This window comes from Roseomonas sp. FDAARGOS_362 (assembly GCF_002754815.1).
GTDB classification, from domain to species: Bacteria; Pseudomonadota; Alphaproteobacteria; order Acetobacterales; family Acetobacteraceae; genus Roseomonas; species Roseomonas mucosa.
In genome coordinates, this window is the sequence record NZ_CP024588.1 from 1,152,710 (window position 1) to 1,177,705 (window position 24,996).

20 protein-coding genes are annotated in these 24,996 nt (G+C 70.4%); 5 read left to right on the plus strand and 15 right to left on the minus strand.

The window, feature by feature from the left end; genetic code table 11:
- Nucleotides 1-8: 8 nt before the first annotated feature.
- The 5 genes from dxs to CTJ15_RS10200 all read right to left on the minus strand — a co-directional run bounded on the left by dxs (nt 9) and on the right by CTJ15_RS10200 (nt 4,403).
- Nucleotides 9-1,940, minus strand: coding sequence for a 1-deoxy-D-xylulose-5-phosphate synthase (dxs, locus tag CTJ15_RS10180; RefSeq protein WP_058389424.1), 1,932 nt, complete (start codon nt 1,938-1,940; stop codon nt 9-11).
- Nucleotides 1,941-1,965: 25 nt separating this feature from the next.
- Nucleotides 1,966-2,877 (minus strand): polyprenyl synthetase family protein, encoded by a 912-nt coding sequence (locus tag CTJ15_RS10185; RefSeq protein ID WP_058389423.1) that lies wholly within the window; start codon nt 2,875-2,877, stop codon nt 1,966-1,968.
- Nucleotides 2,874-3,113 carry an exodeoxyribonuclease VII small subunit gene (xseB, locus tag CTJ15_RS10190; RefSeq protein ID WP_026033252.1) on the minus strand — a complete coding sequence of 80 codons (240 nt, stop codon included), beginning with the start codon at nt 3,111-3,113 and terminating at the stop codon, nt 2,874-2,876. The genes CTJ15_RS10185 and xseB overlap by 4 nt, the downstream gene beginning before the upstream one ends.
- Nucleotides 3,114-3,152: 39 nt before the next feature.
- Nucleotides 3,153-4,037 (minus strand): histone deacetylase family protein, encoded by an 885-nt coding sequence (locus CTJ15_RS10195; RefSeq protein WP_019461442.1) that lies wholly within the window; start codon nt 4,035-4,037, stop codon nt 3,153-3,155.
- A gap of 114 nt (nt 4,038-4,151) precedes the next feature.
- Nucleotides 4,152-4,403, minus strand: a complete 252-nt coding sequence (locus CTJ15_RS10200) for a sulfurtransferase TusA family protein (RefSeq protein ID WP_019461441.1) — start codon at nt 4,401-4,403, stop codon at nt 4,152-4,154.
- A 246-nt stretch (nt 4,404-4,649) separates the two neighbouring features.
- Here CTJ15_RS10200 and CTJ15_RS10205 point away from each other — a divergent pair, with 246 nt between their 5' ends.
- Both CTJ15_RS10205 and CTJ15_RS10210 read left to right on the plus strand, forming a co-directional pair.
- A complete protein-coding gene (locus CTJ15_RS10205; protein ID WP_019461440.1) occupies nt 4,650-5,555 on the plus strand; it encodes an ROK family protein in 906 nt (301 codons plus the stop codon).
- A 213-nt stretch (nt 5,556-5,768) separates the two neighbouring features.
- Complete coding sequence (locus CTJ15_RS10210) at nt 5,769-6,233, plus strand: hypothetical protein (protein WP_019461439.1); 465 nt, start codon at nt 5,769-5,771, stop codon at nt 6,231-6,233.
- A 154-nt stretch (nt 6,234-6,387) separates the two neighbouring features.
- On the opposite strand, the gene CTJ15_RS10215 is transcribed toward CTJ15_RS10210, so the two are convergent.
- The 5 genes from CTJ15_RS10215 to CTJ15_RS10235 form a co-directional block, all read right to left on the minus strand.
- Nucleotides 6,388-8,172: a glucan ABC transporter ATP-binding protein/ permease gene (locus tag CTJ15_RS10215; protein ID WP_099781549.1), complete on the minus strand. Its 1,785-nt coding sequence runs from the start codon at nt 8,170-8,172 to the stop codon at nt 6,388-6,390.
- 306 nt (nt 8,173-8,478) lie between these two features.
- Nucleotides 8,479-9,003: a translation initiation factor IF-3 gene (gene infC / locus CTJ15_RS10220; RefSeq protein WP_026033249.1), complete on the minus strand. Its 525-nt coding sequence runs from the start codon at nt 9,001-9,003 to the stop codon at nt 8,479-8,481.
- A 63-nt stretch (nt 9,004-9,066) separates the two neighbouring features.
- Complete coding sequence (thrS, locus tag CTJ15_RS10225) at nt 9,067-11,022, minus strand: threonine--tRNA ligase (RefSeq protein ID WP_058389421.1); 1,956 nt, start codon at nt 11,020-11,022, stop codon at nt 9,067-9,069.
- Between the two features lie 73 nt (nt 11,023-11,095).
- Nucleotides 11,096-12,022, minus strand: coding sequence for a glycosyltransferase family 9 protein (locus CTJ15_RS10230; protein ID WP_058389420.1), 927 nt, complete (start codon nt 12,020-12,022; stop codon nt 11,096-11,098).
- On the minus strand, nt 12,019-13,137 hold the full coding sequence (locus CTJ15_RS10235) for a glycosyltransferase family 4 protein (protein WP_058389419.1): 1,119 nt from the start codon (nt 13,135-13,137) through the stop codon (nt 12,019-12,021). Before CTJ15_RS10235 ends, CTJ15_RS10230 begins: the two co-directional genes overlap by 4 nt.
- 119 nt (nt 13,138-13,256) lie before the next feature.
- On the opposite strand from CTJ15_RS10235, the gene CTJ15_RS10240 reads away from it, so the two are divergent.
- Together CTJ15_RS10240 and CTJ15_RS10245 are read left to right on the plus strand one after the other, a co-directional pair.
- A complete protein-coding gene (locus CTJ15_RS10240; RefSeq protein WP_058389418.1) occupies nt 13,257-14,405 on the plus strand; it encodes a fumarylacetoacetate hydrolase family protein in 1,149 nt (382 codons plus the stop codon).
- Entirely contained in the window at nt 14,402-15,166 is a 765-nt protein-coding gene (locus CTJ15_RS10245; RefSeq protein WP_019461432.1) for a carboxylesterase, read from the plus strand. The genes CTJ15_RS10240 and CTJ15_RS10245 overlap by 4 nt, the downstream gene beginning before the upstream one ends.
- A 15-nt stretch (nt 15,167-15,181) precedes the next feature.
- On the opposite strand, the gene CTJ15_RS10250 is transcribed toward CTJ15_RS10245, so the two are convergent.
- Nucleotides 15,182-16,102: an NAD(P)-dependent oxidoreductase gene (locus CTJ15_RS10250; RefSeq protein ID WP_075821788.1), complete on the minus strand. Its 921-nt coding sequence runs from the start codon at nt 16,100-16,102 to the stop codon at nt 15,182-15,184.
- Nucleotides 16,103-16,235: 133 nt separating this feature from the next.
- Between CTJ15_RS10250 and CTJ15_RS10255 the strand changes: the two genes are divergently transcribed.
- Nucleotides 16,236-17,072, plus strand: a complete 837-nt coding sequence (locus CTJ15_RS10255; RefSeq protein ID WP_019461430.1) for a tetratricopeptide repeat protein — start codon at nt 16,236-16,238, stop codon at nt 17,070-17,072.
- 1 nt (nt 17,073) lies between these two features.
- Here CTJ15_RS10255 and CTJ15_RS10260 read toward each other — a convergent pair whose 3' ends face one another.
- The 4 genes from CTJ15_RS10260 to CTJ15_RS10275 all read right to left on the minus strand — a co-directional run bounded on the left by CTJ15_RS10260 (nt 17,074) and on the right by CTJ15_RS10275 (nt 24,820).
- Nucleotides 17,074-17,871: an SDR family NAD(P)-dependent oxidoreductase gene (locus CTJ15_RS10260; RefSeq protein ID WP_075821787.1), complete on the minus strand. Its 798-nt coding sequence runs from the start codon at nt 17,869-17,871 to the stop codon at nt 17,074-17,076.
- Between the two features lie 110 nt (nt 17,872-17,981).
- Complete coding sequence (locus tag CTJ15_RS10265; RefSeq protein ID WP_075821786.1) at nt 17,982-18,650, minus strand: glutathione S-transferase family protein; 669 nt, start codon at nt 18,648-18,650, stop codon at nt 17,982-17,984.
- A gap of 165 nt (nt 18,651-18,815) precedes the next feature.
- Nucleotides 18,816-23,357 carry a glutamate synthase large subunit gene (gene gltB / locus CTJ15_RS10270; protein ID WP_099781550.1) on the minus strand — a complete coding sequence of 1,514 codons (4,542 nt, stop codon included), beginning with the start codon at nt 23,355-23,357 and terminating at the stop codon, nt 18,816-18,818.
- Nucleotides 23,358-23,380: 23 nt separating this feature from the next.
- The gene (locus tag CTJ15_RS10275; RefSeq protein ID WP_099781551.1) at nt 23,381-24,820 is read right to left on the minus strand and encodes an NAD(P)-dependent oxidoreductase; all 1,440 of its coding nucleotides are present in this window, start codon (nt 24,818-24,820) and stop codon (nt 23,381-23,383) included.
- Nucleotides 24,821-24,996 lie beyond the last annotated feature (176 nt).

Consider the following 24,996-nt stretch of genomic DNA (forward strand, 5'->3'; position numbering starts at 1 on the left):
ATCCGCCTTCACGCCCTGGCGGGCGCCAGCGCCGCGCCCCCCGCAGCGGAGCCCAGGGCCGACTGCACCGTCGCCACCACATGGGCGGCGTTCAGCGCGGCTTCGTCGTACTGCTTCCGCGGGTTGTTGTGGTCGATGTAGCGGTCGGGCAGCACCATCGGCCGGAAGCGCAGCCCGCCATCCAGCAGGCCCTTCCAGGCCAGATGCTGCGCCACGAAGCTGCCGAAGCCGCCGACCGAGCCTTCCTCGATCGTCACCAGCACGCCGTGGTGACGGGCCAGCTGCTCCACCAGGGCCGTGTCCAGCGGCTTGGCGAAGCGCGCATCGGCCACGGTGCAGGAAAGCCCCTGCGCCGCCAGCTCGTCCGCCGCCTTCAGGCATTCCGCGAGCCGCGTGCCGTAGGACAGCAGCGCGACCGCCGTGCCCTCGCGCAGGATGCGGCCCTTGCCGATCGGCAGGATCTCGCCCCGCTGCGGCAGGGCGGCGAGGCCGGTGCCCTCGCCGCGCGGATAGCGGAAGGCGATCGGCCCGGCGTCATGGGCCGCCGCCGTGGCCGTCATGTGGACCAGCTCCACCTCGTCGGCCGGGGCCATCAGCACCATGTTCGGCAGGCAGCCGAGATAGGCGATGTCGAAGGACCCCGCATGGGTGGCGCCATCCGCGCCGACCAGCCCGGCCCGGTCCATGGCGAAGCGCACCGGCAGGTTCTGCAGCGCCACGTCGTGCATCACCTGGTCGTAGGCGCGTTGCAGGAAGGTCGAGTAGATCACGCAGAAGGGCTTCATCCCTTCCGTCGCCATGCCGGCGGCGAAGGTGACGCCATGCTGCTCGGCGATGCCCACGTCGAAGGTGCGCTTCGGGAAGCGCTTGCCGAAGAGGTCGAGGCCGGTGCCGGAGGGCATGGCGGCGGTGACCGCCACGATCCGGTCGTCGCGCTCCGCCTCGGCGATCAGCGCATTGGCGAAGACCCTGGTGTAAGCCGGCGGGCCGGGGGGCGCCTTCTGCTGCTCACCCGTGACGACGTTGAACTTCTGCACGCCGTGGTACTTGTCGGGTGCGGATTCCGCCGGGGCGTAGCCCTTGCCCTTCTTGGTCACGACATGCAGCAGGACCGGCTGCCCCTCATCCGCGTCGCGCAGGTTCCGCAGCACCGGCAGCAGCGCGTCGAGGTCGTGGCCGTCGATCGGGCCGACATAGTAGAAGCCCAGCTCCTCGAACAGCGTGCCGCCGGTCAGCAGCCCGCGCGCGTATTCGTCCGCCCGTTCCGCGGCGCGGGCCAGCGGCGCCGGGAAGCGCTTCGCCAGCTTGCCCATCACGTCCCGGATGGAGAGGAAGGGCCGCGAGGAGATGGTGCGCGACAGATAGGCCGAGAGCGCCCCCACCGGCGGGGCGATCGACATGTCGTTGTCGTTGAGCACCACGATCAGGCGGGACTTCATGGCGCCGGCGTTGTTCATGGCCTCGTAGGCCATGCCGGCGCTCATCGCGCCGTCGCCGATCACGGCGATGACGTTGCGCGCGTCGCCCTTCAGGTCTCGCGCCACCGCCATGCCGAGGCCGGCGGAGATCGAGGTCGAGGAATGCGCCGCGCCGAAGGGGTCGTACTCGCTTTCCGACCGCCGGGTGAAGCCGGACAGGCCCCCGGGCTGCCGCAGGGTGCGGATGCGGTCGCGCCGCCCGGTGAGGATCTTGTGCGGATAGGCCTGGTGGCCGACATCCCAGATCAGCCGGTCGGCCGGCGTGTCGAAGACGGCGTGGATGGCCACCGTCAGCTCGATCACCCCGAGGGAGGCGCCGAGATGCCCCCCGGTGCCGCTCACCGCGTCGATGGTTTCCGCCCGCAGCTCACTGGCGAGTTGGCGGAGCTGTTCGGCCGAAAGGTTGCGCAGGTCCGCCGGGATGCGGAGGCGGTCAAGCAGCGGCGTGCTGGGTCGTGACATGGGTCCTCCGGCCGCGTGGATGGTGTCAGTTCCTACGCTGGATCGCGTAGTCGGCGAGCTGGCGCAGAAGTTCCGCCTTCTCCCCGAAGCTGTCGAGATGCCGCCGCGCCTGGGCGACGAGGCGTTCGGCCTGGACCTGGGCGCGTTCGAGGCCGAGCAGGCTGACCAGGGTGGCCTTGCCCGCACCGGCATCCTTGCCGGTGGCCTTGCCCGCCTCCTCCACCGTGGCGGTGGCGTCCAGCAGGTCGTCGGCGATCTGGAAGGCGGCGCCGACATCGTGCCCGTAGGAGCAGAGCGCCATGCGCTGCGCGGCGGGCGCCTTGCCCAGGATCGCGCCGGCCTCGGCCGAGAACTCGATCAGCTTGCCGGTCTTGAGCAGTTGCAGCCGCCCGATCTCGGCCTGGGTCATGGGCTCCGTGGCGCTTTCGGCCAGGATGTCGAGCATCTGCCCGCCCACCATGCCGCGCGCGCCGGAGGCCAGGGCCAGGTGCAGGCAGAGCTCCGCCCGCACCGCCGGATCGGGATGCGTGTCGGGCGCCGCCAGCACGGCGAAGGCCTGGGTCTGCAACGCGTCGCCGACCAGGATGGCGGTGGCCTCGTCCCACTGCTTGTGGACGGTGGGCTTGCCGCGGCGGAGGTCGTCGTCGTCCATCGCGGGCAGGTCGTCATGCACCAGCGAATAGGCGTGCAGCATCTCGATGGCGGCGGCGACGCGCAGCGCGGAGGCGCGGGCGACGTTGAACTGCCGCGCGCCCTCCAGCACCAGGAAGCCCCGCATCCGCTTGCCTCCGCCCATGGCGGCATAGCGCATCGCGGCGAAGAGCGGCGCCTCCCGCCCTTCCTCGCGCGGCAGCAGGATGTCGAGCGCCTGCTCGATCTCCCCCTGCGCGGCGGTGAGCGCCGTGGTCAGGGATGTCGGCATGGCCTGGCCGCTCATTCCTCGATCTCCCGCAGCGACGGCCCGTTGGGGCCGGGGACGATCGCCTGCACGCGCTGCTCCGCCTCGTTCAGCTTCCGCTCACAATGGGCCCGCAGGGCGGTGCCGCGGGTGTAGCTGGCGATCGCCGTCTCCAGGGAAGCATCGCCGCGCTCCAGGCTGCGGACGATCTCCTCGAGCTCGCGCAGCGCCTCCTCGAAGGAAAGCGTTTCCACCACGGGCGACGTGTCGTTCATGAACCTCGTTTCCAGAAGCCGGTCCCCGTTATCCATGTCTCAGGCATCCATCAGGGCCCGCACATGCGCGGCCACGGAACGGGCCAGCGCGTCCAGGTCGTAGCCGCCTTCGAGCATGGATACCACCCGCCCACCGCAGACCCGCCTTGCAACCGCGCAAATTTCGCCGGTCACCCAGGCGAAATCCGCTTCCGTCAGGCGGAGATGGGCCAGCGGGTCGCGGGCATGGGCGTCGAAGCCCGCCGAGACCAGGATGAGGCCGGGGGAGAAGCCTTCCACCGCGGGCAGGATACGCTCCGACCAGGCGGCCCGGAACTCGTCGCCCTTGGCGCCCGGCGGCAGGGCGACATTGAGGATATTGCCCATGCCACGCTCGCTCGCGGCGCCGGTGCCGGGATAGAGCGGCATCTGGTGCGAGGAGGCGAAGAAGACGCTGGGATCGCGCTCAAACACCGCCTGGGTGCCGTTGCCGTGGTGCACGTCGAAATCCAGGATCGCCACCCGTCCCGCGCCGTGCACCTCCTGGGCATGGCGGGCCGCGACGGCGATGTTCGAGAAGAGGCAGAAGCCCATGGCCCGCGCGGGCTCCGCATGGTGCCCGGGCGGGCGCACGGCGCAGAAGGCCCTGGCGAACTCGCCGCGCATCACCGCATCCACGGCGGCGATTCCGGCCCCGGCGGCGTGCAGCGCGGCCTCGGCGCTGCCCGAGCCCATGGCCGTGTCGCCGTCGATCACCACGTGCCCGTCGCCTTCGGGCCGCGTCGCCAGGATGGTGTCCACATAGCTGGCCGGATGCACGCGCATCAGCTGCTCGCGCGTCGCACGGGGCGCTTCCTCCCGCGCCAGCATCGAGAAGCACTGCGCCTCCAGCGCCTCCAGCACCACGCGCAGGCGCGCCGGGCGTTCCATGGCCTCGAAGCCCATGTCGTGACCCAGGCATGCCCGGTGCGTCAGCAACAGAAGATCCACTTGTTCTTCTTCCCCCTGCCCCGGCCCCGGCGGTCTGTCCCCCTGGGCCGGCCCCCCTCCCGCGCCGGGTCAGCCGGCTTCGGACGCGACCGTGTCCTTCCGCTTTCGCAGCGTGAAGCGGTACAGGCCCGCCCCCTCGCTGAAGCTGACGAGCGCATGGCCGGTCTCCCGGGCATAGGCCTGGAAATCCTTGACGCTGGCCGGGTCCGTAGCCAGCACCGTCAGCCGCGCCCCGGCAGGCAGGGATCGAAGGGCCTTGTTCGCCTTCAGCACCGGCAGGGGGCAGCTCAGCCCCTTCACGTCGAGCACCGTCTCGCTCATCGTCGCAATTCCATCACTCCAGCGCCAGGCTGTCCAGCACGGCGGAACCCGCCGGACCTTCCGGCCGGGCCGGTCACCGGACTGTGTCCGGCGGTGGTTCCTGTCGCGCCCCTCTCTGCCCGGCTCCGTGCCCCGCGTCACGTCCCGCTTCCATGACCACCGGCGGGGTGCCCCGGCGGCACGCGGTCCCGCTTGCCGGCCTCCCCGTCTTGCCGCAGCCTCCGGGGCAGGAGAACGAGGCTGGTCATGCGCATCAAGCTTGGCGTGGATCTGGGTGGCACGAAGACGGAGATCGTCGCCCTGGACGAGGATGGCCGCGTGCGCCTTCGCAGGCGCAGGCCGACACCCCGGGCCTATGACGACATCGTGAACAACATCGCCGCGCTGGTGGCGGAGGCGCAGGCGGAGTTCCAGGGCACCGATGCGAGGCCGACCATCGGCATCGGCATCCCGGGCAGCATCAGCCCCCATACCGGCCTGGTGCGGAACGCCAACACGCAGGAGATGAACGGGCATCCGCTCGACGTCGATCTGGCCAATGCCATCGGCCGCGAGGTCCGGGTCATGAACGACGCCAACTGCCTGGCGATGAGCGAGGCCGCCGACGGGGCGGGCCGGGGCTATCCGGTCGTCTTCGCGGTGATCCTGGGCACGGGCTGCGGCGCCGGCATCGTGGTGAACGGCTATCCGCTGGACGGTCCGAACCGGATCGCCGGCGAATGGGGGCACACCCCCCTGCCCTGGATGCGCGCCGAGGAGATGCCGGGCACCCATTGCTGGTGCGGCAACCCGAACTGCCTGGAGACCTATCTTTCCGGCCCCGGCCTGGCCATCGACACCTATGGTCCCGGCCACCGGGACGCCTCCGCGATCGGCGAGCAGGCCGCCGCCGGCGATGCCATCGCCCGTGCCGGGCTGGAGCGCCACGCCGACCGGCTGGCCCGGGCCCTGGCCAACCTGACGAACATGCTGGACCCGGACGTGATCGTGCTCGGCGGCGGCGTCTCGAATCTGGAGCACTGCTACCATGAGGTGCCGCGCCTGATGGAACCCTGGATCTTCGGGGATTCTCGCCGGATCAACATCGTGCAGGCGAAGCACGGGGACAGTTCGGGCGTCTTCGGCGCCGCCCGGCTCTGGGACCGCGGCTGAAGAACAGGAGCCGAAGTCCTCGCCACCGGAAGCCGGGCGGGAACTTGGCCGCCGAAATGTCCGGCCGGGCTTCTTGCCCGTCTCGTGGCGTGATGAGGTGACCGCAACTTGCCGGCAAAGTCTCCGTTAAGCCGGGGAGACCAGCCGGGAGAAGAAGGACCCTGAAACGCAGGGGAATCACTTCTCCACAGGGTCTGCCCAAGGAGACCAACAATGAACAAGACCTTGCTCTCGGCCTGCGCCCTGGCCCTGGCCCTCGGGGCCGGTGCTGCCTCGGCACAGTCGATGCCGGACACCCAGGCCCGGCCGGGCGCCACGCCCCGCGACAACAGCGGCGCAGGTTCCTCGGGCGTCGATACGCCGATGCTGAACCGGCCGGCAACGAGCCGTCCCGGCTATGGCTCCACGCCGCGCGACAACAGCGACGCCGGCTCCTCCCGCGTCAACAGCCCCCAGATGAACCGGACCGGCACCACCTATGCCGCCCCGGGATCGACGCCGCGGGATGTCAGCGGCGCCGGTTCCTCGGCAGTGGAGGGCGGCCCCGGCACCGGCCCGGCGCATCTGCGTGGCAATCGCGGCCACACGACCGGTCGCAGTGCCAGCAACGGCGCCTATCTCGGGGGTGGCGGCGTCTATGAACGCGGCCCCGACGGCACCCTGCGTCTCGTGCAGTAATCGGGGGCCCCCCTTCCTGCCTCGCGGGAAGGGGAACCACCGGGAGAAGAAAAAGCCGCCACGGGTCCGTGGCGGCTTTTTCGTGTTCCGGCCTCCCTCCGGGGTGATCCCGGCAAGCGGCGGGGCGGAGGGAGGCTCGCCCCGCACGGCCCTTTCAGGCCGGCACCGGGGCCGGCTGGCTCACCGGGGCGGTCCCGGCGAGCTGGGTCTTCACCAGCTCGGCGAAGCGGCCGTTCAGCGCCACCAGCTCGTCAAAGGTGCCGCGTTCCGTGATGTAGCCGGAATCGAACACCATGATCTCGTCCGCGTCCCGGACGGTGGAAAGCCGGTGGGCGATGATGAAGGTGGTGCGCCCCGCCATCAGGGCCTTCAGCGCCTTCTGCACCCGGGCCTCGGTGGCGGTGTCGAGTGCGCTCGTCGCCTCGTCCAGGATCAGCACCGGCGGATCCTTCAGCAGCGCGCGGGCGATGGAAAGGCGCTGCTTCTGTCCGCCCGAGAGCGTGCTGCCACGCTCGCCGATGAGCGTTTCGTAGCCCTGGGGCTGGCGCATGATGAAGTCGTGCGCCTCGGCCATGCGGCAGGCGTGCTCGATCTGCTCCTGCGTCGCGTCGGGCCGGCCGATCAGCAGGTTCTCGCGGATGGTGCGGTTGAACAGCATCGAATCCTGGAAGACCACGCCGATATTGTCGCGCAGCGAATTCAGCGAGATGTCCCGCAGGTCGTGCCCATCCAGGGTGATCCGGCCGGAGACCGGGTCCCAGAGCCGCTGGAGCAGCGACATGGCGGTGGACTTGCCGGCGCCGGTCTGGCCGACCAGGGCCAGGGTGCGGCCCTGCGGCGCGGTGAAGGAGACGTCCTTGAGGATCAGCGGACCGCCCGGATAGCCGAAGGCCACGTTCTCGAAGCGCACCTCGCCCTTCGCCTGGACGATATCGACGGCGTTCGGCTTCTCCGGCACGGAGGAGCGGGCATCCAGCACGGCGAACATCTCCGCCAGGGCGGGCATCTGCAGCACGGTCTGCGAGGCGAAGGCCACCGCGCCCTCCATGCGGGAGATCAGCATGTTGGCGAAGCCCATGAAGGAGACGATCTCGCCCACCGTCGCCTGCCCCCGCATGTGCAGCCAGGTGCCGAGCAGGAAGATCAGGATGATGCAGATGGTGGAGCAGGCGCGGGTCATCACCGTCACCACCGCCCACCAGTTCAGCACCGGGAACTGGTGCGCCAGGACCTGCTGGATGGTGTCGCCGAAGGCCCGGGTCTCGGCATTGATCCGGGTGAAGGCCTGCACCACCGTCACGTTCGACAGCGCATCCTGCACATTGCCCGCGAGGCCGGAATGGAGCTTCTCCACATGCTCCTGCGCCGCCTGGGTGCGCTTGATCACGAAGATCGAGACGGTGACGAAGATCACCACCAGGGCCATGAGCAGCAGGCCCAGGCGCCAGTTCAGGAAGAGGGTCAGGGGCAGGAGCACGATGGCCGAGAGGAAGGTCATCAGGTGCTCGCGGAAGAAGCCCAGCCAGAGCGAGAACAGCTTGTCCGAGCCGGAGAGCATGATCTTCATGATCCGGCCGGACTGCGTGTCGCCATGGAAGGACAGCGGCAGCGACAGCACGTGCTGGAAGAAGCGGTGCATCGAGACCAGCCGGTTCCGGTGCGACATCCGGTCCGCCAGCAGCGAGGTCGCGACATTCGCCGCGATCCCGGTGAGGCCCACCGCCCCCCAGACCACCAGCAAGGCCATGGCTTGGCGCCAGATCTCGCCGGCGGGCAGGCGGCCGGAGGCGGAAAGGACGTCCACCACCCGCCCGAACAGGACGGGCTCCAGGAACTGCAGCCCGGCCAGGGCCAGAGCGGAGAAGGCGAGGCCGATCGCGACCCATTTGTCTGGCGCCAGGAGACCCAGCACCCTGGCGTAGAGGCGGATGAAATGCATGCGGCTCCCTCACCTTGCCGGCACAAACTCCGTCAGCCGGCGATGGGCCGCAAGCCCGGGGCACGCCGGCCGGTCAGGGCGGGAACGCGTCATCCCCGCTTCGGCTGACCATGCCGGGCCGCTTTTTTCCACCGGTGCGCGGCGCCCGGCCCGACATGCCGCGCGAGGCGCCACCGATGGCGCAAGCGCGACCAGGCGGCCGGGCCGCGAAGCCCACCGCCAGCCGGAATGGGCGAGCCGGAACCGGATCGCCCCATGGGAACGCGCCAGCCGGAAGGAGGAACCTCCGGAGCGGCGCAGCAGATCCTACTTCGGTGCCAGGACCATGATCATCTGGCGGTTCTCCAGGCGCGGCATGGATTCCACCTTCACGGTGTCGCCCAGCTCGGTCCGGATCCGCTCCAGCACCTTGGCACCCAGATCCTGGTGCGCCATCTCGCGGCCGCGGAAGCGAAGCGTCACCTTGACCTTGTCGCCTTCCTCGATGAAGGAGCGCGCGGCGCGCATCTTCACCTCGTAGTCGTGGTCATCGATGTTCGGCCGTACCTTGATCTCCTTGATCTCGACGACCTTCTGCTTCTTGCGGGCCTCGTTGGCCTTCTTCTGCTGCTCGTACTTGTACTTGCCGTAGTCGGTGATCTTGCAGACCGGCGGATCGGCGTTCGGGCTGATCTCCAGGAGATCCATTCCCACATCATAGGCACGCAGCAGGGCCTCGCGCGCGCTCATCACGCCGAGCATCTCGCCGTCCTGATCGATCAGGCGGACCTGCGGGACGCGGATATCCTCGTTTACCCGCGGACCGTCGCGGGTGGGAAGCTGGTTCGGAATAGGGCCTCGGGCCAGGGTTAGCTCCTGTTACGGTTTCGTAGGGATGATTTTATGGTGCGCGGCTCAGGCCGCTGCAACCATGTTCTCGCGCTTGGCATCGGGCGGGACGGCTTCCGCCGCCAGCTTCGCCACGGCCTCGTCCAGGGACAGGGTCTCCTGTTCGCGCCCGGGCAGGCGGCGCAGCACGATCTTCCCTTCCTCGGCCTCGCGCCGTCCGATCACCACCATCAGCGGCACGCGGCCCGCGATATGGTCCGCCACCTTGCGGTTGATCTTCTCGTTGCGCGTGTCGAGCTCCACCCGGAGCCCGGCGGCACGCAGCGCCTGTCCCACCTGCTCGGCATAGGCATCGGCATCGCTGACGATGGTCGCCACCACCACCTGCACCGGCGCGAGCCAGAGCGGGAAGCGGCCGGCATGCTGCTCGATCAGGATGCCGATGAAGCGCTCGAAGCTGCCCAGGATGGCGCGGTGCAGCATGACCGGGCGCTTGCGGCTGCCGTCCTCGGCCACGTACTCGGCGTCCAGGCGCTCCGGCAGCACGAAATCCACCTGCAGCGTGCCGCACTGCCAGTCGCGGCCGATCGCGTCGCGGAGCACGAATTCCAGCTTCGGGCCGTAGAAGGCGCCCTCCCCCGGGTTCATCTCGTATTCCACATTGGCGATGCGGCAGGCCTCGTGCAGCGCGCCTTCCGCGTGGTCCCAGACCTCGTCCGTCCCGGCGCGCTTCCCCGGGCGGTCGGAGAACTTCACCCGGAAGTTCTCGAAGCCCAGGTCGCGGTAGATGGCGGAGAGCAGCGCCACGAACTTGACCGTCTCGCCCGCGATCTGCTCCTCGGTGCAGAAGATGTGCGCGTCGTCCTGGGTGAAGGAGCGCACCCGCATGATGCCGTGCAGCGCGCCCGAGGGCTCGTAGCGGTGGCAGGCGCCGAACTCGGCCATGCGCAGCGGCAGCTCGCGGTAGCTGCGCAGGCCCTGGTTGAAGATCTGCACGTGGCAGGGGCAGTTCATCGGCTTCAGCGCGAGGACGCGGTCCTTCTCGGATTCGTCCTCGACGGTCGCGATGAACATGTTCTCGCGGAACTTCTCCCAGTGGCCGGAAGCGATCCAGAGCTTGCGGTCCACGAGCTGCGGGGTGCGGACCTCCTGGTAGTCCGCATCGTCCAGCCGGCGGCGCATGTAGTCCTCCAGCGCCCGGTAGAGCTTCCAGCCCTTCGGGTGCCAGAAGATGGAGCCGACCGCTTCCTCCTGGAGGTGGAAGAGGTCCATCTCCTTGCCGATCTTGCGGTGGTCGCGGCGCTCGGCCTCCTCCAGCCGGAGCAGATAGGCATCCAGCTCCTTCTGGTCGCGCCAGGCGGTGGCGTAGATGCGGGACAGCATGGCGTTGCGGTGGTCGCCACGCCAATAGGCCCCGGCCACCTTCATCAGCTTGAAGGCGGAGCCGATATCGCCGGTCGAGCGCATATGCGGCCCGCGGCAGAGGTCGAGCCAATCGCCCTGGCGGTAGATGCTGATCGGCACGTCCGCCGGCAGGTCACGGATCAGCTCGGCCTTGTAGCGCTCGCCCTTCTCCTCGAAGAAGCGGATCGCTTCCTCGCGCGGCCAGACCTCGCGCACGAAGCCCGCGTTGCGCGCGACGATCTCGCGCATCTTCGCCTCGATCGCCGGGAAGTCCTCCGGGGTGAAGGGCTCGTTGCGGGCGAAATCGTAGTAGAAGCCGTCCTCGATCGCCGGGCCGATGGTGACCTGGGTGCCGGGGAAGAGCTCCTGCACCGCCTCGGCCAGCACATGCGCCGCGTCGTGCCGGATCAGCTCCAGCGCCTCCGGGTCCTTGCGGGTGACGAAGCGGAGGCTGGAATCCACCTCGACCGGGGTGGCGAGGTCCACCAGCTTCCCGTCCAGCTCCATGGCGAGCGCCGCCTTGGCGAGGCCGGGACCGATGGCGGCCGCGACCGTCGTGCCCGTCACCGCCCCGTCGAAAGAACGGGTGGATCCGTCGGGCAGAGTGATCACGGGCATGGGCGCGGGCCGTTCCTTGCGTGGGGAGGGGTGTGAAACAAGGCGCGACCTTTGGGACCGCGCCCGCAACACGTCAAGGTGGGGCAGATGGTGACGGTGCCGGCAGCACGTCCAGGCCGCGCAGGGCTGTCATGACGGCAGCGGGGTCCAGGCTGTCCAGCGGCAGGCGTTGCAGCGACGCCGCCCTGTCCCCGCGCGGCGCGGTGAGCGCGGGATCGCTGTCCGCGCCGAACAGGGTCAGGGTCGGGCTGCCCACCGCCGCCGCCAGATGGGTGGGGCCGGTGTCGTTGCCCACGGTGAAGGCGGCCCGGCGGAGCAGCGCCGCCAGCTCGAAGAGCGAGGTGCGGCCGGTCAGGTCGATGGCGTCCGGCCGCTCCGCGCGCACCGCTCTGGCCAGCGGTGCCTCGGAGGGGCCGCCCACCACCACGGATGGCAGGGGCAGCAGCGCCGCCAGTGCCGGGAAATGCGGCCAGCGCTTGGCAGGGCGGCTCGGGCTGGCGCCCGGTACCAGCGCGGCGAAGAGTTCCGGCAGGCCGAGATGCGACAGGTCGGCATCCAGCCAGCCCAGATCCGGCGGCGGGAAGTCGTGGATGCCGGCCATCTCCAGCTGTTCCCGCTGCCGTTCCAGCGTGTGCATGGAATCGCGCAGCGGATTGCTGTGCGGATGACTGGCGCCGCGCGCGATGCCCGACCACTCGGGACGGCCGCCGACCAGCAGGCGGTAGCGCGAGGAGCGCCCCGAGGTTTGCAGGTCATAGACCCGGTCGAAGCGCCCGGCCCGCAGCCGGCGCGCGAGGCGCAGCAGGCCGGCGGGCCCGCTCGGCCGCTCGTCCTGCCAGACCTCGTCGAACCAGGGCATGTGCCGGGTGAAGTCCACGAAGGCCTTCGTGGTCAGCAGGGTGACATGGGCGCCCGGATGATGCGCGCGGATCGCCGCGAAGGGGCCGAGGGCCAGCACGACGTCGCCCAGGGCCGAGAGCTTGATGACCAGGATCCTCACAGCAGCTCCCGATACACGTCCAGCGTCGCCGCCTGCATCGCGGCGGTGGTGTAGCGCGCCAGCACCGCCGCCCGCGCCGCCGCGCCGATCGCCGCGCGCGCGTCCGGCGGCAGGGCCAGGGCGCGGCGGATCGCCCCGGCCAGCGCCGCCGGGTCGCCGGGCGGCACGCGCCAGCCGGTGACGCCCTCCTCCACCGTCTCGCGCGGAGCGCCGAGATCGGCGGCGATCACCGGCACCCGCATGGCCTGGGCCTCGATCACCGTGCGGCCGAAGGGCTCCGGCTTGGTGCTGGCATGCACCGCGAGGTTGGCCAGCATCAGCGCCGCCGGCATGTCGCGGGTGATGCCGGGCAGCAGCAGGCGGTCGCCGAGGCCCAGCGTGGCGGCGTCGCGCTCCAGCTCGGCGCGGTAGTCGCCCTCGCCCACCAGGATGCCGGTGGGCCCGTCCTCGCCGAGCCGCGACAAGGCGGTGAGGAAGGTGCCCTGCCCTTTCCAGCGGCTGAGGCGGCCGGGCAGCATCACCACCGGCTGCCGTTCCGGCACGCCCCAGGCGGCGCGCAGCGCGGCGATGCGTTCCGGTGGGATGGCGTCGGGATCGAAGGCGGAGACATCCACCCCGCGCGGGATCAGCCGCAGCCGGTCCGGGCCGATGCCATGGCGCCGGCGGATCACCTCGGCCACGTGCTCGCTGATGGCGATCACCCGGTCGCCGCGCACCATGACCGAGTTGTAGAGGCGCTTGCCGGGGAAATCCTCGCTGTAGACGCCGTGATAGGTGGTAACGAAGCGCACCCCCGTCCGCCGCGCCGCCCAGAAGGCCGACCAAGCCGGGAAGCGGGAGCGCGCATGCACGATCCGCACCCCCTCCGCCCGGATCAGCCGCGCCAGCGCCCCGGCATTGGCCACCAGCGCGGCGGGGGATTTCCGGTCCAGCGGCAGGGTGACGTGGCGGCCGCCCACCGCCTCCACCTCGCGCGCCATCGCGCCGCCGGCGGAGGCCACCAGGGCACGGTAGCCGGCCCGGGCGATGGCCTGGGCGATCTCCACCGTGCCGCGCTCCACGCCGCCGGAATGCAGCGCGGGCAGGACCTGGAGGATGGCGGGGGGAGTGGGCATCGTGCCGCCGCTGTAATGCCTAATCGGCGGGCTTGGAACCGTCCGGCGCCGGCCCGCCCGCTTGGCGGCCCCCTGCCTCGCCTCTACAGTCCTGAAAAGACGGGAGAGGAACCGCACCCATGCAGGCAGCCACCATGCAGGCAGCCCTGCCGCAGGACTGGCGCGAGGGCCATTTCGCCCTGCGGCTCGACACGCCGGCGGGGCCGGTCGCCGTCGCACTGCGCCAGGGGCGGGCCTATGACATGACCCCCGCCTTCGGCACGGTCAGCGCCTGGCTGAACGAGGCCGACCCCCTCGGCGCCATCGAGGCGCGGGGCGAGCCCCTGGCGCTGGACCCGGAGGCGGCGCTGGCGGAGGGCCGGTTCCTGGCCCCGGTGGACCTGCAGGCGATCAAGGCCTGCGGCGTGACCTATGTGCGCTCCATGCTGGAACGGGTGATCGAGGAGCGCTGCCGCGGCGATGCCTCCCGCGCCGAGGCGGTGCGGGCCGAGGTGCGCGGCATCATCGGCGAGGACCTCGCCGCCCTGGTGCCGGGCAGCGAGGAGGCGATGCGGCTGAAGGAGGCGCTCGTCGCCAAGGGCTGGTGGAGCCAGTACCTGGAGGTTGGCATCGGGCCGGATGCCGAGGTCTTCACCAAGTGCCAGCCCCTGGCGGCGGTCGGCCCCGCCGCGCCGATCGGCGTGCATCCCGCCTCCGCCTGGTCGAACCCGGAGCCGGAGGCGGTGCTCTGCGTCAACGCGCGGGGCGAGATCCTGGGCGCCACCCTGGGCAACGACGTGAACCTGCGCGACATCGAGGGGCGTTCGGCGCTGCTGCTCGGCCGGGCCAAGGACAACAACGCCGCCACGGCCCTCGGCCCGGCGATCCGCCTCTTCGATTCCGGCTTCACGCTGGAGGATGTCCGCCGCGCGGAGATCGCGCTGCGAATCGAGGGCGAGGACGGCTTCGTGCTGGACGAGGCCGGTGGGGTCGGCGCGATCAGCCGCGACCCGGCCGATCTCGTGGCCCAGGCGGCCAACGCGCACCACCAGTATCCGGACGGCTTCGTGCTCTTCCTCGGCACGCCCTTCTCGCCCGGCAAGGACCGCTCCACCCCCGGCGGCGGCTTCACCCATGTCCCGGGGGACAGGGTCCGCATCGCCTCCGGGCGGCTTGGCGCATTGTGCAACCAGGTGGCGCGGACGGACGGGTGCCCGCCCTGGCGCTTCGGCGCGGGTGCCCTGTTCCGTTCCCTGGCCGCCCGTGGACTGCCGAGGACCGCATCATGATGGAAGAATTCGGCCGCCTCGACCGTGGCGACGGCGTGGAACTGGCCTGGGCGGCCCTGCGGGGCACGGGGCCGACGGTGGTCTTCCTGGGCGGCTACCGTTCCGACATGGAGGGCACCAAGGCGCTCTACCTGCGGGAGCGCTGCTCCGAGCGCGGGCAGGCCTTCCTGCGCCTGGACTATTCGGGCCATGGCAGCAGCGGCGGCCGCTTCGAGGACGGCACCATCACGCGCTGGACCGCCGACGCCGCGGCGGTGATCGATGCCCGCGCGCCGGAGGAGCCGCTGATCCTGGTGGGCTCCTCCATGGGCGGGTGGATCGCCCTGCTCCTGGCCAGGCTCTGGGGCGAGGAGCGCGTGCATGGCGTGCTGGGCATCGCCGCCGCGCCCGATTTCACCGAGGTGCTGATCCCGGACGAGCTGACCGAGGAGGACCGCCTCGCCCTGGCCCGCGACGGCGTGACCTACCGCCCCTCCGACTATGGCGACCCGATGCCCTTCACCGCCGCCCTGCTGGAGGACGGAAGGAACAACCTGCTGCTGGGGCGGCCCCTGGGCTACACCAACCCGGTGAAGCTCCTCCAGGGCATGCGGGATGCCGAAGTGCCCTGGCGCCACGCGCTGCGGATCGTGGAGGCGGTGGAAGGCCCCGCCGTGTCGCTCACGCTGGTGAAGGACGGCGACCACCGCCTGTCGCGCCCCGCCGATCTCGCCCTGCTCTGGCGCAGCCTGAACGGCCTGCTCCGGCCGGAGGGCACCTGACGGAGCTGGCCGCCGTCACGCTTCCGGGCCGTCACCCTGTTCCGCGAGGATCTGCCGCAGCCCCTCGCGATAGCTGGGATAGCGCCATTCCAGGCCCAGCGCCGCCTTGGTCCGCGCATTGGCCACGAGCCGGTGCTCCGACCAGAAGGACCTTGCCATGGGCGACATCCCCGCCCAGGCCTCATCGAAGGGGATGGCCGGCGGCGGCGGCAGGCCGAGCAGCCGGGCCGCCTCCTCCGCCACCAGCGCCGGTTCCGCCGGCCCGTCATCCACCAGGTGCAGCACCCTGGGAACGGTCTCCAGCGGGCCGCCGCCCCCCGGCGCCGGGGCCGGGCATGTCTCTATCGCGGCCAGCACCGCGCGGGCGATGTCGCCGCGGTGGATGCGGCCGAAGGCATGGCCAGGCCTGATCACCCGCCGTGCCTTTCCGGCGCGGACCTCGTCCAGCGCGCTGCGCCCGGGGCCGTAGATCCCACCCGTGCGGAACAGGTCGAGCCAGGCCCGCCCGGCCAGGGCCGCCTCCCAGGCCAGTTCCGCCTGCCGCCGCCGCCGGGAGCGCGGCTGCCCCGGCGCGGGCGGTGTCGCCTCGTCCACCCAGGCGCCGCCGCGATCGCCATAGACGCCCGTGGTGGAAAGATAGCCGACCCAGCGCAGCCCGGCCTCCAACCCGGCGCGGAGCGCTTCGCCATGCCGCGCCAGCACCGGGTCGCCTTCCTCGCCGGGCGGGATGGTGATCAGGAGATGCGTCGCGGCGGCGATCGCCGGGCCGGCGGAATCGAAGGGGATCGCCGGCACGCGCCCCGCCTCCGCTCCAGACGGGACGCGGCGATGGGTGCCCCGGACGGCGAGGCCGCGTGCCAGCGCGGCTTGCGCGATGGCCTCGCCGGCATAGCCCAGGCCCAGGATCAGCAGGTTCGGGGAAGAGTCGGATGCCATCGGGACGGCATGTGGCGTGCTCCCCTGCTGCTGGCTAGGTCCGCCCCGCCCCTGTTCCGCCCGCAGGACGTTGCCACAGAATCACGCTTTCGGGCGATGCCGCCCTTTCGTCATCTGTTCTAGAATGGAGGGGATGAGCCTGTCCCTCCGACCCGTGCTGATGGGCGCCTTTGCCGCCGCCCTCCTGGCCGCCCTGGCCGGAGGGGCCTGGCACTTCCTGCGCCGCCCGCCCGTCCCCCTGACGGAGGAGGTGCTGCCCCTCCCGCCCGAATCGCCGCGCCTGGACGACAGCCCGGAATATCTTCGCTGCCTGGACCAGATCCCCGACGATCCGCAGGGGGCGCTGGCCTTCGCCGAGGCATGGCAGGACCGCGCCGGGACGAGCAACGGGTCGCGCCATTGCCAGGCCCTGGCCCTGCTGGCCCTGGGCGATGGCGAGAGGGCCGGCCCCCGTCTGGAGGCGCTGGCCGGGCAGACCGGGTTCAACAACACCGCCCGCGCCGTGCTCTATGGGCAGGCGGGGCAGGCCTGGATGGCCATCGGCGATGCCAGCCGCGCCTATGCCGCCACGACCCTGGGCCTCGCCCTGGCTCCGGACAGCGCCGACCTGCTGGTGGACCGCGCCCTGGCCTCCGGCAGCCTCGGACGCTACGCCGATTCCCTGGCCGATGCCACGCGGGCCACGGAGCTGGACCCGGACCGCCCGGATGCCTGGGTCTTTCGCGCCGCCGCCCTGCGCCATCTCGACCTGCCGCAGGAGGCTCTCCACGCCATCGACCGGGCGCTGACCATCGAGTCCGACAATGCCGAGGCACTCCTGGAACGCGGCATCCTGCGGCAGTTGAACGGGGACCTGGAGGGTGCGCGGGAAGACTGGGAGAGCGTGATCCAATCCGCCCCGGACAGTGCGGCCGCCGATCTGGCGCAGCAGAACCTGGCGCTCAGCGAGGCGGGCCCGAAGCGGCGCTAGCTCAGGTCGAGACCGTGGCGACCGAGCCGCCATCCACCCGGTAGTTCGCGCCGTTCACGAAGCTGGCGAGGTCGGAGCAGAGGAAGGCGATGGCGGCCGCGACCTCCTCCGGCCTGCCGCGGCGCGCGAGTTCCAGGGTGGGGCGCTCCTCCTTGAGGAAGCTCTGCACAGCCTCCTCGAAGGAGGTGCCGTTCTTCTTGGCCCGCTTCTCCATCATGGCATCGGTCATCGGTGTCTCGATATAGGCGGGGGAGACGCTGTTCACGAGGACACCCTGCTTGGCATAGGTCTTCGAGAGCCCCTTGGTGAGGTTCAGGATCGCCGCCTTGGCCGCGCAATAGGGCAGTTCGTCGGCATAGGGCTGCACCGCATCCTCGGAGCCGATCAGCACCACCCGGCCCCAGCCCCGCTCCGCCATGGCGGGGATGAAGGCCCGGCAGACCCGCACCGCCGCCATGAAATCGACCTCCAGCGCCAGGCGCCAGTCCTCGTCACCGAGTTCGTGGAAGATGCCTGTCGGGCCGGTGATGCCGGCGGCGTTCACCAGGATGTCCACGGCCCCGAAACGCTCCCGCGCGCCCTTTGCCAGGGCCTCCACCTGTTCCGGCTTCGTCAGGTCGGCGGCGATGGCGAGGACCTCGCCGGACAGCCCCGCCGCGGCCTTTTCCAGCGAGGCGGCGTCCTTGTCGGACAGCACGACCTTCGCCCCGTCCCGGAGCAGGAAGCGCGCCGTTTCCAGCCCGATGCCGGAATCGCCGCCGGTGACGACCGCGACACGATCCTTGATCCCGAGTTCCATCGTGCCGCCACCTTCCGCCTTGTGCGGAAGGCAAGACGTCCGGCGGCGGGGCCGGTTGCCCCTGCCGCCGGCGCTGTCACGGGGTTTTCAGCGCGGGCGGCCGGCGCCGCTCAGAAATCCAGGTCGTCGTAATGTTCCGGTGGCGCCACGCCGCTGATCCGCTCGGCCAGGATCGGGCGGAAGGACGGGCGCGACTTGATGCGCGCGTACCAGTCCTTGGCGGCGTCGGAGAGCGTCCAGTCCACGTCGCCGATGTAGTCCAGCGCCGAGAGTTGCGCGGCCGCCGTCAGGTCCGCCAGCGACAGGCTGCTGCCCGCCAGCCAGCTCCGCGTCTCGGCCAGCCAGCCAAGATATTCCAGGTGGCCCTTGATGTTGGCGTAGCCGGCGCGCAGGGCGGGCCCGTCCGGGTTGCCCCGCTGCAGCATGCGCTTGAACTGCTTCTCGTAGAGCAGGTTGCGCGTCACCTCGTCGTTGAACTTGCCGTCGAACCAGGCGACCAGCCGGCGCACCTCGGCGCGTTCGGCATGGGTGCGGCCGAGCAGCGGGGTCTCGGGATAGGCCTCGTCCAGGTACTCGCAGATCACATAGGAATCCGCGAGGACCAGCCCGTTCTCCTCCTCCAGCACCGGCACCATGCCGGCGGGGTTGAGGTCGAGGAATTCCGGCCGGCGTTCCCAGACGCGCTCCAGCCGCAGCTCGAAGGGAATCCGCTTCTCCGCCAGGGCCAGTCGGACCTTGCGGCAATGGGGCGAGAGGGGAAGGTGATACAGGACGCGCACGACGCTGCCATTACGGCAGGAGGGCGGCGGCGCCAACCGTCTAAACAGAGTTTTACCGTTGTTGATTCGGGCGGCCTTGCCGCCCGCGGCCAGGGCATGAAGGCGGCATGACGGGGCGGACATGATCCGCCCCGCCAGGACTCCCCGGACCGCGGTTCCGGCGGCCTATTCGGCCGCCGCCGCGACCTCACGCATCGGGCGCGACAGGAGCTTCGCGTAATCCTTCGGCACGATGTGCCAGAAGGCGTTCCGCTCCACCGCCCAGTCGTTGAGCAGCCGCGCCGCGAGGCGCGAGCCGGTCTCCCTGGCGTGGCGCGCGATGGTTTCGCGCAGCACGCCTTCCCAATGGGCCGACTCCAGCCGCCCCCAGAGCAGCGTCTCCGGGTTCAGGCGGCGCTCGAAAGTGGCATCCGCATCCCAGACGAAGGCCATGCCGCCGGTGAAGCCCGCGCCGAAATTGTCGCCCACGGGCCCGAGGATCACCACCGTGCCGCCGGTCATGTACTCGCAGCCATTGGCGCCGACACCCTCGACCACCGTGGTGGCGCCGGAATTGCGGACGGCGAAGCGCTCGCCCGCCTGACCCGCGGCATAGAGCTCGCCCGCCGTCGCGCCGTAGAGGCAGGTGTTCCCGACGATGCTGTTCTCGTGCCAGACGAGGTTCACGTTGTTGCCCGGCCGCACCACGATGGTGCCGCCCGACAGCCCCTTGCCGACATAGTCGTTGGCGTCGCCGCGAACCTCCAGCTTCAGCCCCTGCACCGCGAAGGCGCCGAGCGACTGGCCGGCGGAACCGCGCAGCCGCACCGTCAGGTGCCCCGGCTGCAGCCCGGTCATGCCGAACTGCCGCACGATGCACGAGGAGGTCTTGGTGCCGATGGCGCGGTGCGTGTTCCGGATGTTGTACTGGAGCTGCATCTTCTCGCCACGCTCGAAGAGCGGCATCGCGTCGCGGATCATGTCCGCGTCCAGCGTTTCCGGCACATCGTTGCGGCCCTCGATGGTGCAGTAGGGCTTCTCGCCGCCGGAATCGGCCTTCACCAGCAGCGGGTTCAGGTCGAGGTCGTCGAGGTCCTCGGCGCCGCGCGAGACCTGCTTCAGCAGGTCGGTGCGGCCGATCACCTCCTCCAGCTTGCGGAAGCCGAGCGAGGCCAGGATCTCGCGCACCTCCTCCGCGATGAAGGAGAAGAGGTTGATCACCTTCTCCGGCGTGCCGGTGAACTTCTCCCGCAGCGCCTCGTCCTGCGTGCAGACGCCGACCGGACAGGTGTTGCTGTGGCACTGCCGCACCATGATGCAGCCCATGGCCACGAGGCTCGCCGTGCCGATGCCGAACTCCTCGGCGCCCAGCATGGCGGCCATCACCACGTCGCGCCCGGTCTTGAGCCCGCCATCGGTGCGCAGCTTCACCCGGTGGCGCAGCCGGTTGAGCTGGAGCACCTGGTGCGTCTCGGTCAGCCCCATCTCCCAAGGCAGGCCGGCATACTTGATCGAGGTGACCGGCGAGGCCCCGGTGCCGCCGGAATGGCCGGAGACCAGGATCGCATCCGCCTTGGCCTTGGCCACGCCCGCCGCGATGGTGCCGATGCCCGAACGCGCCACCAGCTTCACGCAGACCGAGGCATCCGGGTTGATCTGCTTCAGGTCGTAGATGAGCTGCGCCAGATCCTCGATCGAGTAGATGTCGTGGTGCGGCGGCGGGGAGATCAGCGTCACGCCCGGCGTGGAATGCCGCAGCCTGCCGATCAGCTCCGTCACCTTGAAGCCCGGGAGCTGCCCGCCCTCGCCCGGCTTGGCGCCCTGGGCCACCTTGATCTCGATCTCGCGGCAGTTGTTCAGGTATTCCGCCGTGACGCCGAAGCGCCCGGAGGCCACCTGCTTGATCGCCGAGGAGGCGTTGTCGCCATTGGCGCGCGGCCTGGCGCGGGAGGCGTCCTCGCCGCCCTCCCCGCTGTCGGAGCGCGCCCCGATGCGGTTCATGGCGATGGAGAGCGTCTCGTGCGCCTCCAGGCTCAGCGCACCGAGGGAGATGCCGGGCGCCAGCAGGCGCTTGCGGATCTCGGTGACGCTCTCGACCTCCTCCAGCGCGACCGGCTTCGCGACATCGGTGCGGAAGTCCAGCAGGTCGCGCAGCGCGACCGGCGGCAGGCGCCGCACCGCCTCGCTGTAGCGCTTGAAGGTCTGGTAGTTCTCCGTGTCCACTGCCTTCTGCAAGGTGTGGATCAGGGAGCCGTCGAAGGCATGGGCCTCGCCCCGGCGGCGCAGCTTGTAGAGCCCGCCCACCGGCAGCGTCACCGCATCGGCGTTCCAGGCTGTCCTGTGCAGCGCCAGGATGCGCCGGGCGATGCCGGACAGGCCGATGCCCGAGATGCGCGACTGCATGCCGGGGAAGAATTCCGCCACCAGCGAGCGCGACAGCCCGATGGCCTCGAAGTTCATGCCGCCGCGGTAGGAGGAGAGCACGCCGATGCCCATCTTGGACATGATCTTCAGCAGGCCCTTGTCCACCGCCTTGCGGTAGCGTGCCACGCAGTCGGTCAGGCTGAGCTCGCCCAGCAGGCCGCGGCGGTGCCGGTCGGCGATGCTGTCCTGCGCCAGATAGGCGTTCACCGTGGTGGCGCCGGCGCCGATCAGCACGGCGAAGTTGTGCACGTCCACGCATTCGGCCGAGCGCACGTTCAGCGAGCAGAAGGTCCGCAGCGAGTTGCGCACCAGATGCGTGTGCACCGCGCCGACCGCCAGGATCATCGGGATCACGCAGCGGTCCGGCCCCTGGGCCTCGTCGGTCAGGATCACATGGGCGCAGCCGGAGCGCACGCCCTCCTCCGCCTCGCGCCGGATGCGGTCGATGGCGTGGCGCAGGCCCGCCTCCCCTTCCGCCGCCGGGAAGGTGCAGTCCACCGAGGTGGCACTGGTGCCCATATAGGCCCGCATCGCGTCGAACTCGGCATTGGACAGCACGGGGCTGTCCAGCATCAGCATGTCGAGCTGGGTCGGATCCTCGTCGAGGATGTTGCCCAGGTTGCCGAGGCGCGTCTTGATCGTCATCACCCGCGTTTCGCGCAGGCTGTCGATCGGCGGGTTGGTGACCTGCGAGAAGGTTTGCCGGAAGTAGTGGTGCAGGCCGCGATACTGCTGCGACAGCACCGCCACGGGCGTGTCGTCGCCCATCGAGCCGATCGCCTCGGCGGCATCCTCCACCATCGGGTGCAGGATCTGCTCCAGCTCCTCCAGCGTGTAGCCGACCGAGAGCTGGCGGCGGCGCAGCGCCTCCACCGGCGGGGCCTCGGGCTCATGCTGGTCGGCGCGCACGATGCCGTCGATGCGGGTGGTGCGGCTGACCCACTCGCCGAAGGGCTTGCGGGCGGCCAGCATGTCCTTCATCTCGGCATCGCTGAAGAACCTCGCATGGTCGAGATCGACGCCGATGCACTGGCCGGGGCCGACGCGGCCCTTGGCCATCACCCGGTCGTCGGGGATCTTCACCATGCCCGTCTCGGAGCCGACGAAGAGCAGCTTGTCCGACGTCACCGTGTAGCGCAGCGGGCGCAGCCCGTTGCGGTCCAGCCCGGCCACCACCCAGCGCCCGTCCGTGCCGCAGACCGCGGCCGGCCCGTCCCAGGGCTCCATCACCGCGTTGCAGTAGAGGAACAGGTCGCGATGCGCCTCCGGCATGGTGGCGTTGCTGCTGACGCTTTCGGGGATCAGCATGGACTTCACCATCGGCGCGTCGCGCCCGGCCCGGACCAGCAGCTCGAAGACGTTGTCGAGCGTCGCCGTGTCGGAACCGCCGGCCTGCACGACCGGCTTGATGTCCTCCATGTACGGGTCGAGCAGCGGATGGGCGAGCCGCGTCTCGTGGCTCTTCATCCAGTTGATGTTGCCGTGGACGGTGTTGATCTCGCCGTTGTGCGCGATCATGCGGAAGGGCTGCGCCAGCCGCCAGGTCGGGAAGGTGTTGGTGGAGTAGCGCTGGTGGAAGATGGCGAAGCGCGAGACGAAGCGCTCGTCCAGCAGGTCCGGGTAGAACTGCGTCAGGCTCTCCGCCAGGAACATGCCCTTGTAGATCAGCGAGCGGCAGGAGAGCGAGCACAGGTACAGCTCCGGCACCTGGGCCGCGATGGCCTGCTTCTCGATGCGGCGGCGGATCACGTAGAGGTCGCGCTCCATCAGCGCTGGCTCGCGGTTCTCCGGGTCCCAGATCAGGATCTGCTCGATCTCGGGGCGCGTCGCATTGGCCTTCTCGCCGATGCAGGAGACGTCGATCGGCACCTGCCGCCAGCCATAGATGTTGTAGCCGGCGTTCAGGATCTCGACCTCGACGATCTGGCGGCAGCGCTCCTGCGCGCCGAAATCCGTCTTGGGCAGGAAGACCATGCCGACGCCGATGGGGCCCGGGCGCAGCCGGTCGCCGCCCCGCTCCACCGCCTCGGCGAAGAAGTCCTGCGGGATCTCGATATGGATGCCGGCGCCGTCGCCGGTCTTGCCGTCCGCATCCACCGCGCCGCGGTGCCAGACGGCGCGCAGCGCGTCGATGCCGGCCTGCACCACCTCCCGCCGCGCCACGCCGTCCAGCGCGGCGACCATGCCGACGCCGCAGGCGTCGTGCTCGGTGACATCGACATGCGCCGCCTGCGTCAGGCGCGCGGCCTCCACCGGATAGGCGGCGGCGAAGGCGGAGCCGCTCTCGATCATCTTCTCGCTCATCGTCCCGATCCCTTCCCCGCCCCTCACTCCGCCGCCTGGGCGACGGCCGACTGCTTCTCGTGCCAGTGCTCGATCCGGTCGGCGGCGTCGCGCCCGTCGCGGATGCCCCAGACCACCAGGCTGGCGCCGCGCACGATGTCGCCCGCGGCGAAGACGCCGGGGATGCTGGTCATCATCGTGCGGTGGTCCACCTGCAGCGTGCCCCAGCGGGACACGCGCAGCCCGGGCTCGCCGAACATCTCCGGCAGGTCTTCCGGGTCGAAGCCCAGTGCCTTGATCACCAGGTCCGCCGGCTCGGTGTACTCGCTGCCCGGGATGGGCTCGACCTGCTGGCGGCCGGTGGCCTCGGGCAGGCCCAGATGCATGCGCACCGCCTGCACGCCGGTCACCGTGCCGGCCTCGCCCAGGAAGAACTTCGGCGCGGCGAGCCAGGAGAAGCGCACGCCCTCCTCCTCGGCATTCTTCACCTCGCGCATCGAGCCCGGCATGTTCGCCTTGTCGCGGCGGTAGAGGCAGGTGACCGAGGCGGCGCCCTGGCGGATGGAGGTGCGGACGCAGTCCATGGCGGTGTCGCCGCCGCCGATCACCACCACCCGCTTGCCGGCGGCGTTCAGCGCGCCGCTGTCGAATTCCGGCACCGCATCGCCCAGCCCCTGGCGGTTGGAGGCGATCAGGAAGTCCAGCGCCCGCACCACGCCGTTCAGGTCGTTGCCCGGCACCTCCACGTCGCGCGCCCGGTACACGCCGGTGGCGATCAGGATCGCGTCGTGGCGGTCGCGCAGTTCCGCCAGCGAGGCGTCGCGGCCGATCTCGAAGCCCAGCTCGAAGCGGATGCCGGCCTCCTCGAACAGTTTCCAGCGGCGGAGGATGACCTCCTTCTCCAGCTTGAAGTTCGGGATGCCGTAGATCATCAGCCCGCCGACCCGGTCGTGCCGGTCATAGACGGTGACCTGCCAGCCGCAGCGGCGCATCCGCTCGGCGGCCGCGAGGCCGGCCGGGCCGGCGCCGACGATGCCGACCGAGCGTTCCGTTTCCCGCACCGGGACTGGCGGCTTCACCCAGCCCTTCTCCCAGGCGGTGTCGGTGATGTAGCGCTCCACCGCGCCGATCGTGACGGACTCGAAGCCCTTCTCGATGACGCAGTTGCCTTCGCAGAGCCGGTCCTGCGGGCAGACGCGGCCGCAGACCTCGGGGAAGGTGTTGGTGGCGGCGGAAACCTCGTAGGCCTCCTCCAGCCGGTTCTCCGCCGTCAGCTTCAGCCAGTCGGGGATGTTGTTGTTCAGCGGGCAATGCACGGAACAGAAGGGCACGCCGCACTGGGAGCAGCGGCTGGATTGCTGCGAAGCGCGCTCCGGATCGAAATCCGCGTAGATCTCGCCGAAATCCCGACGCCGCTCGGCGGCATCGCGCTTTTCGGGCTGCCTTTGCTGCAGGCGCACGAACTGAAGCATGCGTTCGGCCATCGTTGATCCCTCTGCAAGCGGCCGGGCGTCGGACCGGATCATTAAAGGAGGTTTGGCAAGCCTATGGCACGCTCGTCGCGTCTGTGCGAGTGCAAAAAAGGCCAGTAGGTCAGCCTGTATGACCCAATAATGTGGAATCTTTATTGAAAGTAATTATCAATCTCTTTGAATGCCGG